This is a genomic window from Burkholderia sp. AU32262 (assembly GCF_020419985.1).
Lineage (GTDB): Bacteria > Pseudomonadota > Gammaproteobacteria > Burkholderiales > Burkholderiaceae > Burkholderia > Burkholderia semiarida.
In genome coordinates, this window is the sequence record NZ_JAIZRS010000006.1 from 144,763 (window position 1) to 156,689 (window position 11,927).

General features: G+C 67.1%; 6 protein-coding genes. 1 reads left to right on the forward strand and 5 read right to left on the reverse strand.

What is annotated here, in order from left to right; genetic code table 11:
- Positions 1-394: 394 nt before the first annotated feature.
- The 5 genes from LGN10_RS09270 to LGN10_RS09290 all read right to left on the reverse strand — a co-directional run bounded on the left by LGN10_RS09270 (position 395) and on the right by LGN10_RS09290 (position 5,563).
- Positions 395-1,501, reverse strand: a complete 1,107-nt coding sequence (locus LGN10_RS09270) for a porin (RefSeq protein WP_226222975.1) — start codon at positions 1,499-1,501, stop codon at positions 395-397.
- A gap of 63 nt (positions 1,502-1,564) precedes the next feature.
- Entirely contained in the window at positions 1,565-1,984 is a 420-nt protein-coding gene (locus tag LGN10_RS09275) for a DoxX family protein (RefSeq protein ID WP_060310849.1), read from the reverse strand.
- A gap of 173 nt (positions 1,985-2,157) precedes the next feature.
- Positions 2,158-3,435 (reverse strand): cytochrome c, encoded by a 1,278-nt coding sequence (locus tag LGN10_RS09280; protein WP_059585013.1) that lies wholly within the window; start codon positions 3,433-3,435, stop codon positions 2,158-2,160.
- A 2-nt stretch (positions 3,436-3,437) separates the two neighbouring features.
- Positions 3,438-5,057, reverse strand: coding sequence for a GMC family oxidoreductase (locus tag LGN10_RS09285; protein WP_059585012.1), 1,620 nt, complete (start codon positions 5,055-5,057; stop codon positions 3,438-3,440).
- Positions 5,057-5,563: a sugar dehydrogenase complex small subunit gene (locus tag LGN10_RS09290; protein ID WP_124862146.1), complete on the reverse strand. Its 507-nt coding sequence runs from the start codon at positions 5,561-5,563 to the stop codon at positions 5,057-5,059. The genes LGN10_RS09285 and LGN10_RS09290 overlap by 1 nt, the downstream gene beginning before the upstream one ends.
- A 310-nt stretch (positions 5,564-5,873) precedes the next feature.
- Here LGN10_RS09290 and LGN10_RS09295 point away from each other — a divergent pair, with 310 nt between their 5' ends.
- Positions 5,874-11,918: an alpha-2-macroglobulin family protein gene (locus tag LGN10_RS09295; protein ID WP_226222977.1), complete on the forward strand. Its 6,045-nt coding sequence runs from the start codon at positions 5,874-5,876 to the stop codon at positions 11,916-11,918.
- The last annotated feature ends 9 nt before the right edge of the window (positions 11,919-11,927 follow it).

The following is an 11,927-nucleotide window of genomic DNA, read 5'->3' on the forward strand; positions in this document are numbered from 1 at the left end:
CGTTATTGGCCGTTCTAAGACACCCCAGTAGCCGCTTGCACTGCAGCACCTTCTCAGCGTAGCCCTCTGCTAAATCAACCGCGGAGTGCAGATACCTGAATTTCAGCTTGCAAAAAACGTCAACGAATGTGAATCTACCAAGCGGTCTTTATCGGTATATCGGTAGTGGTGTGATACCCCGCAGCCGGTCATCCGGCCATCAGATCAGCTACAAAACGGCGGACGACCAACCTGCCGTTTCCATGCAGGATCAATTCCCCAAGTCCGCCCGCTGTCGGTCATGATGCGTCGACACCAGTACGCACGCACCTCAACGCCCCAACAAGCCCCCTAAACGCAAAAAGGCACGGACCTTCATCGCCCATGCCTTTTTCCCCTACACGAACCACCTCACTCAGAACGTATGCATCATCCCCACATACGCGCCGGTCTGCGACTCGCCCGTCATCGGACTCGTCCCTGACGTCGCATCGCGCGGCGACGCAATCAGCGAAAAGTTCGAATTCCCGCCATTCCGCGCATACGCAACCGTCCCATACAGGAACGTGCGTTTCGACAGGTTGTACGTGGTGCCGAGCACGTACATGATCGCGTGACCCGACGGATCGTGCGACGCATCGCCGCCGCCGTCTCCCACCTTCACGTAGTACCCGCCGCCCGTCACCGCCCATTGCGGCGTCGCCGTATACGTCGCACCGAGCCAGTAATGATCGGCACGATCGGCCACCCCCGCCGGGCTGTCCGGCGCCTGGTAGTGCGTATACGCCCCCTGGATCTTGAACTTCGACACCTTCACGTTCGCCCCGACGAAGTACTCGCGCGACGCGGTGAAGATGTTGCTGAACTTGCCGTTGTTGTCGCGCAGTTCGTCGTAGATGCCGCGCACGTCGAGCACCGGCGAGTGGTACGAGATCATGATCCCGTCCGAGCGGCCGAAATCGTCGGCCGCACCGTAGTTGAACCCGCGCGACTGGTTGCCGAACGCGTATTGCACCTGCACGTCGAAGCCGCCGATCACCGGGCTGTGATATTCGATGTTGTTGCTGCTTTGCGGCCAGTTGCGGCCACGCACGAGCGACGCCGACGAAAACGCCTGCTGGACGAACGGATCGAATTCCCACACGCCGTCGCTGTCGATGAACAGGTTGCGGCCGGCCTGCAACTGGCCCCACGTGTCGCTCTTCAGCCCGACGTATGCGCGCCGTGACCACATGCGCCCGCCGCCCGTCTGGCCGTTCATCACCTGGAACGCGGTTTCCAGGTTGAAGACCGTCGACAGCCCGCCGCCGAGATCCTCGACGCCCTTCAGCCCGAACATGCTGGTGCCCCAGTCGCCGCTTTCCGCGCTCCAGCGCGTGCCGCTGCCGCCGTTCGGCTTCGCGATGTGGTTCAGGTATTCGACGCCGCCGTCGATCCGGCCGTACAGCGTGACGCTCGTCTGTGCAAACGTAACCGCCGGCGTGGCGGCCGCAATCAGCCATGCAAGGTATTTGAGTCGCAAAATGATGCCCCCTCGAAGTCTCGACCGTCCGACGCGCGCCCCATGCACGCGCCTCGGGTCTGCTTAGCCGCGATCGATCGAAAAACGTCCGGGGCCGGCCGCGCAGAGCGCGAGCAAGCCGCCCGAGATCGCGATGTTCTTGTAGAAGTGAATCATGTTGTTGATCTGCTCGCCGCCCGTCATCGTCCAGTAGTGATGGCCGATGATGCCGGTGCCGATCGTATACAGCGCAAGCAGCAGCGCGAGCGCGCGCGTCTGGAAACCGACGAGGATCGCGATCCCGACGAACAGCTCCATCACGACGGAGATCGCCGCCGAGATGATCGGCGCCGGTGCGCCCTCGCTGCCCATGAACGCGATCGTACCGGAGAAGTCGACAATCTTCTTCCAGCCGAACATCACGAACAGGATCACGAGCAGAATGCGGGACAGCAGCAGCAGCACATCGCGCTGGGACGCGAGAAACGGTTGATTCGGTGTCATGGTGTGATCAACGAAAACGATGCGCGCAACCGCACGCACCGGATTGCCTGTGAACCGGAGCGGGCGGCCACCCGCGCCGCCCGCTCCGCTCTGCAACAACCGGCATCGGGGCCCGCCCGATGTGCTGTGCTCCTCCTCTTTTATGTTGTCGCCCTGCTTCGTCGCGCGCCGCGTCAGCGCAGCTTCGCGACGTCCTGCTCGGTCACCTTCGCGGCCGGATTGCCGAACTGCCCGGTCAGGTAGTTCGTCAGCGCGGCGATCTGCGCGTCCGACAGCTCGTGGCGGAACGCCGGCATCCCGACGTCCTCGCTACCGGCCTTGCGCTGCACGCCGTTCAGGATCACCTGCACGAGGTTGGTCGGATTCGACGCGCCGACCGTCGAGTTGTGGAACAGCGGCGGGTAGTAACCGTCCGGCGTGCCCTTGCCCTGCATCTGGTGACAGGTCGCGCAGTTGCCGAGATACAGCCGCGCCGGGTCGATACCCGACGACGCGAGCGCGACGCCGCGCAGCTTCAGGCCGTCCTCGGCCGGCTTGCCCCACGACGAGCGCGACTGCTTCGCGTCGCCGCTGGCCACGGCCGGCACCGTACGGATGTACGTCGAGATCGCGCCGATGTCGGCTTCGGTCATCTTCGAGAAGCTGTGCTCGATCGCCTCCGCCATCGGGCCGGCTGCCTGCGCGAGGCCCGGCACGCTGCCGGTGCGCAGGTACTGGACGAGCTGCTGCTGCGTCCAGCCGCCGATCCCCGCGTTCGGGTCGGACGTGATGTTGTAGCCGTCCCAGCCCGCGAGCACCGAGCCCGACAGGAAGCTCCCGCCCGTTTCGTCGAGCGACTTCTCCTGCATCGCGATGCCGCGCGGCGTGTGGCACGTGCTGCAGTGCGCGAGGCCCTGCACGAGATACGCGCCGCGGTTCCATTCGGCGCTCTGCTCGGGCTTCGGCTGGTACACGCCGTCCTTCAGGAACAGCCAGTTCCAGATCTTCAGCGGCCAGCGCATGCTCAGCAGCGCGGGGATCTCGTTCTTCGGCGGCGCCTGCTTGACCGGTTCGACGCCGTGCATGAAGTACGCGTACAGCGCCCGCACGTCGTCGTCGTTGATCTTCGCGTACGACACGTACGGCATCGCCGGATACAGGTTGTCGCCGTTCTTCGACACGCCGTGACGCACCGCGCGCTCGAAATCGTCGAACGTCCAGTTGCCGATACCCGTATCGGGATCGGGCGTGATGTTGCTCGTATAGATCTTGCCGAGCATCGGCACCGGCATGCCGAGACCGCCCGCGAACGGCTTGCCGCCTTTCGCGGTGTGGCAGGCCATGCAGTCGCCGGCGACCGCGAGGTATTCGCCGCGCTTGACCTGCGCCGGATCGGCCGAATCGGCCGCGCGTGCGAGGCCGGGCAACGCAAGGCAGCCGGCCAGGAGGAAGGTGAGAGTAGATTTCCGCACGGTCAGACTTCCTTCTTCAGCGTGTCCGACATCCGCAGCGCGAGCGCCGCGATCGTCAGCGTCACGTTCACCGTACCGACGGTCGGCATCGTCGAGCTGCTCGAGATGAACAGGTTCGGATGGTCGAACGTGCGGCAGTCCTTGTCGACGACCGAGTCGCGCGCATCCGCGCCCATGATCGTCGCGCCGGTGATGTGGTTGTTCGGCGCGAACTCGTCGTTGAAGACGACGTCGGTGCCGCCGAGCACCTTCGCGGCCGTCGCGTAGACCTCGCGCGTGTGCACGGCGCCGCGCTTCACGTAATCGTCGATCGCATACGTGATCTCCGGGCGCGGGATGCCGATCGCGTCGGTGGCCGTCTTGCTCGGCACGATGCGGTTCTCGGGCTGCGGCAGGATTTCGTGAAAGCAGTCGAACTGCACGTAGCGCGCGGAACGGTCGCGGATCTGCGCGTCGAGTTCCTCGTGCTTCATCAGCTTGCCGGCCTTGAAGATCTTCTGCGTCTCCTGGTTGATGCGCGACATGTTCGACAGGTGGATCTTCTTCGCGGCTTCGGTCGCGCGGAACGGGCCGTCGCGGAAACCGATCAGCGACGTCATCTCCTGCGGGCCGCGGCCCGGCCACAGCTTCTCGCTCGCGTAGAACGACACGCCGGTGCCGGGGTGGTCCATCAGGTTGCGGCCGACCATGTCGGAGCTGTTCGCGACGCCGTTCGGGAAATCGCGGTTCGCGGACATCAGCAGGATCTTCGGCGTCTCGATGCCATTCGCGGCGAGCACGAAGTACTTGCCCTCGACGCGATGGTCGGCGCCCGTCTTGTCCTTGTAGATCGCGGCGACGATGCGCTTGTCCGGCCCGGTCTCGAGCTTGTAGACCACCGCGCTGTCGATCAGCTTCGCGCCGGCCTGCTCGGCCTTCTCGACGTGGACGATGCCGTTGTACATCGCGCCGATCGGGCAGATCGGCATGCAGTTGTTGTTCCCGCAACAAGTCGGCCGGCCGTCGTACGGGCGGCTGTTGCGCGCGACGGGCTCGGTGACCACGTGGAACTTCGGGTCGTAGCCGTTCAGCGCGCTCTTGATGGTCTGCTCGTTGAACGACAACGGCAGCGGCGGCATCGGGTACGCCTGCTTGCGCGGCGAGTACAAATCTTCCTCGGGGCCCGGGCCCCACACGCCGAGCTCTTCCTCGGCGCGCTGATAGTAATGCTCGAGATCGTCGTACTGGATCGGCCAGTCGCGGCCGACACCGTACACCGTCTTCATCTTGAAGTCGTTCGGGATGAAGCGCCACGCCGACGCGGCCCAGTGCCACGTCGTGCCACCCACCGCGCGGATGTACTGCGAGTTGAACTTGTGCTCGCCCTTCAGGATCAGGTAGTCGTTCGGCGGGCCGTATTCCGGATGCGGGGCCCACGGGCTCGACGGGTACGGCGCCATGAAATCCGTCTTGTCGGGCTGGTTGCGAAAGCGCTCGACGATTTCCCAGCGCGGCATGCGCGGGCCGGCTTCCAGCAGGATCACGGACTTGCCCGCCATCGCGAGCTGGTGCGCGACGATCGCGCCGGCGACACCGGACCCGACGACGACGATGTCGGCCTTTTGCGTATCGGTATCGGCCATCAGGCTTGCCTCTCGATCGGTTTTTCGGCCCAGAAGCCGGGTTTGTTGGGGCAATACGAAGGGATCACGAGGGTATCGGACACCACGCTGAACATTAATGCTTCTTCGTAGGTAATCACGACATCGTCGACGATGCCGAGATACCACGCGCCGAGAATCGTCAATGCGAGCGATTCCTGGTCGGGATTCAGCGAGCCGGATGCGAGCGCGCCGGCAAGTTGCGGCAGGCTGTCGGCCGTCTTGAACGAGCCCTTCTGCAAGGCCTGCAGATAGCGCTGACCGGTCACGCGGCTCAGCCCTTTCTTGCCGGTCAATGCTTCGGAAAGCGTCATGAACGTATCGAGCGGCGCGGTGCCGGGATCGTCGGCCAGGGCCCGCAACGCCAGCGAGCCGGTGAGGCCCGCCGCCGTCAGCGCCAGTGCGCCCTGCAGCCATTGACGCCGCGTGATGCCGGTTGCGGCTGCGTCGTCGTCACGACGCGATTGGGGGGTGTTGTCGTTGTGCATGTTTCCTTCTCTCGAACACCGGATTCGGGAAAACCACGCTTGATATTTCTCAAACATTGGCGCGGACCTGAAATGTACGCGCACAAATCGAATCGAACAATCTTTTTATAGTTCATTAAATGTTCCGCAATCCGGCGTAATCGACATTTCGCTGCATTTTTGTGTCGTCGACGCGACAAATCTGCGGCACGCCTGCCCGTGTCGCGCGCCGACCACACACTGCCCCTGCACGCCGCGCTGCGCGCGCACGGCGGTCGGTTAGAATCCCGTGCAATCAAACAGAAAGCTTCCCTCCGAGGGCAATCGAGCGATGAAGCAGCGCGACAAGCACAACAAAGAAACCGACCAGACCAACCACACGGCCCGGCTGCTCTGGCGCATCGGCGCCGTCGCGGCGCTCGGCGGCGCCACGGCGCTGTCGCTGCATGCGGGCGCGGCGCGCACGGTGAGCGTGTCGCCGCAAGGCACCGTCACCGAAGTCCGGCAGAGCGTCGTCAAGTTCGACGAAGCGATGGTCGCCTTCGGCTCGGCCTCCGCGCCGAATCCGGCGCGCATGACCTGCAACGATTCGACGGCCGCGCGCGGCCAGGGCCACTGGCTCGACGACAAGACGTGGGTTTACGATTTCGAAAGCGACCTGCCGCCCGGCGTGCGCTGCTCGGTCGCGCTCAACGACACGCTGCGCTCGGTCGCCGGCAACGCGGTCAGCGGCCCGCGTCGCTTCACGTTCCAGACGGGCGGCCCGTTTCCGGTGTCGGTGCGCCCCGGCTCGCGCGAGATCGAGGAGCGGCAGGTCTTCGTGATGAAGCTGAACGGCCCGGCCGAGCCGCGCTCGGCGCTCGCGAACATCTGGTGCGAAGCGGCCGGCATCGGCAACCGCATTCCGGTCACGGCGGCCGACGACGAGACGCGCAACGCGCTGCTCGATCACTTCGGTTGGAAGAAGGAGGCGGCGCGCGTGCTGACGCTGTCGTGCTCGCAGGCGCTGCCGGCGAGCGCGAAGATGCAGCTCGTGTACGGCAAGGGCGTCGCGAGCCCGAGCGGCATCGCGAACGACACCGAACGGCGCTTCGATTTCACCGTGCGCGCACCGTTCGCCGCGAGCTTCTCGTGCGAACGCGAAAACGCGAAGGCGCCCTGCACGCCGCTGCGCCCGCTCACGCTGTCGTTCAACGCACCGATCTCGCGCAAGCAGGCCGAAGCGATCAAGCTGCGCGGCCCCGACGGCTCGCTGTCGCCCACCTTCGCGGCCGACGATCGCAGCGAGGAAGTGACGACCGTCACGTTCAACCCGCCGCTGCCCGCGCAGGCCGGCCTGACCGTCGAGCTGCCGTCCGGCCTGCACGACGTGACCGACCGGCCGCTGTCCAATGCCGACCTGTTCCCGCTCGCGACGCGCACCGCGCCGATGCCGCCGCTCGCCAAATTCTCGTCGGGCACCTTCGGGATCGTCGAGCGCTTCGCCGAACCCGATACGCCCGCGCTGGTGCCCGTCACGCTGCGCAACGTCGAGGCCGACCTGCATATCGCCGGCCTCAATGCGGGCGGCGCGCAATTCGCGAACCTGAAGGTCGAGAACGACACCGCGATCCGCCAATGGATGCGCACCGTCGATCGCTTCGACAACTGGTCGATGACGGCCGGCTCGATCGACGACCAGATTCCCGGCCTGCTGGAACGCAAGGGCCAACACCCGGTGTACGTGCCGCTCGAGGCCGGCGAAAAGCAGCCCGCGCCGAAGAACCGCCGCATCGACGTGCGCTCGCTGTCGCTGCTGACGGGCGAGCCCGGCGCGCAGGTGCTGACGCTGCCGAAGGCCGACCCGAAGACGCTGCGCCCGTTCGAGGTGGTCGGCGTGCCGATCGACAAGCCCGGCTTCTACGTGCTCGAACTCGCGTCGCCCGCGCTCGGCCGCTCGCTGCTCGCGAAGCCGTCGAGCATGTACGTGCGCACGACCGTGCTCGTCACGAACCTCGGCGTGCACCTGAAACAGGGCCGCGAGAACAACCTCGTGTGGGTCACGACGCTGGACAAGGGCAAGCCGGTGCCGAACGCGCAGATCCGCGTGTCGGACTGCAACGGCGACGAGATCGCGGCCGGCAAGACCGACGCGCAGGGCCTGCTGAAGATCGACGGGCCGTTCGAGCCTAAGCGCGCGTGCAACGCGTCGGAAACCTTCAACGACTATTTCGTATCGGCGCGCGTCGACGATCCGAAGACGGGCCCCGACATGGCGTTCGTCAGCTCGGGCTGGAACCGCGGGATCGAATCGTGGCGCTTCAACGTGCCGACCGACACCGACAGCGCGCCGACCGTGCGCGCGCATACGGTATTCGACCGCACGCTGCTGCGCGCCGGCGAAACCGTGTCGATGAAGCATTTCATCCGCACCGAGACGCTGCAGAGCCTCGCGTTCCCGTCGCAATACCCGACGCGCGTGACGATCCGCCATCTCGGCACGGGCCAGACCTACAAGCTGCCGCTCACATGGGCAGCCGACCACAGCGCGGATTCACGGTTCACGCTGCCGGCGGCCGCGAAGCTCGGCGAATACGGCGTCGAGCTCGAAGGCGGCCCGGAAGATGCGCCGACGGCCACTTACTACAGCGGCAGCTTCCGCGTCGAGGCGTTCCGCCTGCCGGTGCTGAAAGGCTCGATCGGCGCGCGCGACGCGCAGAAGAGCCCGCTCGTCGCCGTGAAGGAAGCGCCGCTCGCGGTGCAGATCGACTACGTGTCGGGCGGCGGCGCATCGAACCTGCCGGTGCAGGTGTCGGCGCTGATGAAGTGGGCATCGCCGCCGTTCGCCGATCGTTTCGAGGATTTCAGCTTCACGCCGTATCGTCCGGACACGAACGACGGCAACGCCGACGACGATGCGCAGGACGGCGACAACACGTCGTCGGCATCGAGCAACGATCCCGACGCGACGAAACTGATCGCCGACAAGCTGCCGCTGACGCTCGACCGCAACGGTGCGGGCACGGTCACGCTCAAGGGCCTGCCCGACGTCGACGCACCGAAGCGCATCGCGCTGGAGGCGACGTTCGCCGACCCGAACGGCGAGGTGCAGACGATCCGCGGCGACACGATCCTGTGGCCGGCCGCGGTGGTGGCCGGCATCAAGGCCGGCCGCTGGGTGTCGGTCGGCCAGCGCGTGCCGGTGCAGGCGCTGGCGGTCGACCTGCAGGGCAAGCCGCGTGCGTCGGTGCCGATCGAAATCAAGGGCATCGCGCGCATCACGACGTCGTCGCGCAAGCGCATGGTCGGCGGCTTCTATGCATACGACAACAAGAGCGATACGCGCGACCTCGGCGTGCTGTGCTCGGGCAAGACCGACGACAAGGGCCGCATGGCCTGCGACGCGACGCTCGAGCAGGCCGGCAACGTGCAGCTGATCGCGGTCGCGAAGGACGGCGACGGCCGCACGTCGAATGCATCGACGTCGGTATGGGTCACGCGCGAGGACGAACTCTGGTTCGGCGGCGACAACACCGACCGGATCGACGTGATCCCCGAGAAAACGTCGTACGAACCGGGCGAAACGGCCCGCTTCCAGGTGCGCATGCCGTTCCGCTACGCAACCGCGCTCGTCGCGGTGGAGCGCGGCGGCGTGATGGAAACGCACATCGTCGAGCTGAACGGCAAGAACCCGACCGTCGACCTGAAGGTCGGCGAATCGTGGGGGCCGAACGTCTACGTATCGGTGCTCGCGCTGCGCGGGCGGATTCGCGAGGTGCCGTGGTACTCGTTCTTCACGTGGGGCTGGAAGGCGCCGGTCGAATGGGCGCGCGCGTTCTGGCGCGAAGGTCGCCACCATGAGGCGCCGACCGCGTTCGTCGACCTGTCGAAGCCCGCGTTCCGCTACGGGCTCGGCGAGATCAAGGTCGGCACCGGCGTGCATCGCCTCGGCGTGACCGTGACGACCGACGCGACGCGCTACACGGTACGCGGCAAGGCGCAAGCGCACGTGAAGGTCACGCTGCCGAACGGCCAGCCCGCACCGGCCGGCACGCAGATCGCGATCGCGGCCGTCGACGAGGCGCTGCTCGAACTGATGCCGAACAACAGCTGGGACCTGCTCGACGCGATGCTGCGCCGGCGCGCGTACGGCGTCGAGACGGCCACCGCGCAGATGGAAATCGTCGGCCGCCGCCACTTCGGCCGCAAGGCCGTGCCGGCCGGCGGCGGGGGCGGCAGCGCGCCGACCCGCGAGCTGTTCGACACGCTGCTGCTGTGGAACCCACGCGTGACGCTGGATGCCAACGGCAGCGCAACCGTCGAGGTGCCGCTGAACGACGCGCTCACGCGCTTCCGGATCGTCGCGATCGCGGCGGTCGGCCCCGACCGTTTCGGCACGGGCAGCACGTCGATCCGCAGCACGCAGGATCTGCAACTGATCTCCGGCCTGCCGCCGCTCGTGCGCGAAGGCGACGCGTTCCGCGCGCAGGTCACGCTGCGCAACACGACCGACCGCGCGATGCAGGTCGTCGTGACGCCGCGCGTGACGGGCCTCGACGTCGCGCCGCAGACCGTGTCGCTGGCGGCGAACGCGGCGACCGAGGTCGCGTGGACGATCACCGTGCCCGAGCAGGCGCTCGATGCGGCCGGTGCGCTGAACTGGCGCATCGAGGCGGCCGAGCAAGGCGGCAAGCGCGCGTCCGATGCACTGGCCGTCGCGCAGAAGGTCGTGCCGGCGCTGCCGGTCACGGTGCAGCAGGCGACGCTCGCACAGGTCGACGGCACGCTGACGGTGCCCGTCGCGGCCCCGGCCGGCGCGGTCGGCAACGCGCAAGGCATTCCGCGCGGCGGCATCGCCGTATCGCTGCAGTCGAAGCTCGCCGACGGCCTGCCCGGCGTGCGGCGCTGGTTCGAGCGCTATCCGTACCGCTGCCTCGAACAGCAGACGTCGCGCGCGATCGGGCTGCGCGACCCCGCCCAATGGCAGGCGCTGATCGCGCGCATGCCCGTCTACCTCGACAGCGACGGCCTGGCGAGCTACTTCCCGCCGTCGTCCGACGATTCGCACCACGGCAGCCCGACGCTGTCGTCGTACCTGCTCGTGGTGTCCGACGAAGCCAGCCGCCTCGATCCGCGCTTCGCGTTGCCGGAAGACCTGCGCACGCAGCTTGAGGCCGGGCTCGCGCGCTTCGTCGACGGCCGCATCGAGCGCAACGCGTGGGCGCCGCGCCAGGATCGCGACCTGCGCAAGCTCGCCGCGATCGAGGCGCTGTCGCGCTACGGCGCCGCACAGGGCCGCATGCTCGGTTCGATCGAGATCGCGCCGAACCAGTGGCCGACGTCGGCGGTGATCGACTATCACGCGATCCTGACGCGCGTGAAGGACATCCCGCAACGCGACGAGAAACGCGCGCAGGTCGACCAGATCCTGCGGGCGCGCCTCACGTATCAGGGCACGCAGCTCGTGTTCTCGACCGCGCGCGACGACGACCTGTGGTGGCTGATGACCAGCAACGAGACCAACGCCGCGCGTCTCGCGCTGGAATTCGCGGGCGACCCGGCATGGAAGGATGAAATGCCGCGCGTGACGGCTGGCCTGCTTGCGCTGCAACGTCAGGGCGCATGGCAGACGACGACGTCGAACGCGCTCGGCCTGCTCGCGGTCGAGCGCTTCTCGCGTACCTACGAGAGCACGCCGGTCGCCGGCGCGACGAAGGTGGCGCTCGGCGGCGACACGCGCTCGATCTCGTGGTCGCAGCCGGCATCGGCCGCGCCCGCCGATACGCCCGCGTCGGCCACGCCCGCGACCCGCGCGGCCGCCGCGCGCAGCGTGCTGATGCCGTGGCCGCGTGCGTCGCAGGGGCCGGCCACGCTGTCGGTCACGCAGGACGGCACCGGCCGCCCGTGGGCGACCGTCGAGAGCCTCGCGGCCGTGCCGCTGCGCGCGCCGTTCGCGGCCGGCTACCGGATCACGAAGACCGTCACGCCCGTGTCGCCGGCCGTCAACGGCGTGCTGACGCGCGGCGACGTCGTGCGCGTGCATCTCGACATCGATGCGCAGAGCGACATGACGTGGGTCGCCGTCAACGATCCGATCCCGGCCGGCGCGACGATCCTCGGGTCGGGCCTCGGCCGCGATTCCGAAGCCGCGACGCAGGGCGAGAAAACGCCCGACGGCGCATGGCCGACGTTCATCGAGCGCGACTTCGACGGCTACCGCGCGTATTACGACTATTTGCCGAAGGGCAAATTCTCGGTCGAGTACACGGTGCGGCTGAACAACGTCGGCACGTTCGGGCTGCCGCCGACACGTGTCGAGGCACTGTATGCGCCGTCCGTGTACGGCCTGTGGCCGAACCCGCCGATGACCGTGAAGCCGGCCGAAGCGGGCAAGTAACGAGACCGC